1 pseudogene is annotated in these 345 nt (G+C 40.9%); it reads right to left on the bottom strand.

Annotated features, from left to right (window positions below):
• Positions 1-343 (bottom strand): annotated as a pseudogene (locus AAEZ18_RS18495) (hypothetical protein); the annotation flags it as partial.
• Positions 344-345: the final 2 nt, after the last annotated feature.

The raw sequence follows: 345 nt of genomic DNA on the forward strand, positions 1-345 counted from the left end.
CCACAGTAGAAAACGACCAAAACCACGCGTAATAATAAATAAAACGTTTCGAAAACTTATCATCTTGGTTTAATGCCTGAATTTGCATGGTGCGAGCACTTTGGGTATTTTTAAACGCTAAATCATCAAGCTCTTTTTCACGGTTTAAAATGGTTTGCCTTAACTCTTGCTGCAAAGCACTTGATTGTTGAACAAGATTTAATGCTTGCTCAGGTGTGCCACCATTGGTAAGGGTTTGTGCCATATCAACCACTTTAGACGCAACCTTTGCGCCATTATCGCCCCCTATCCAACTGCCAATTTTTTTATCCAGGCCTGTGAGTTTTGCAAGGCCAAGTGCTATTG

It is taken from the genome of Pseudoalteromonas sp. 19-MNA-CIBAN-0066 (genome assembly GCF_040308705.1).
GTDB classification, from domain to species: Bacteria; Pseudomonadota; Gammaproteobacteria; order Enterobacterales; family Alteromonadaceae; genus Pseudoalteromonas; species Pseudoalteromonas nigrifaciens.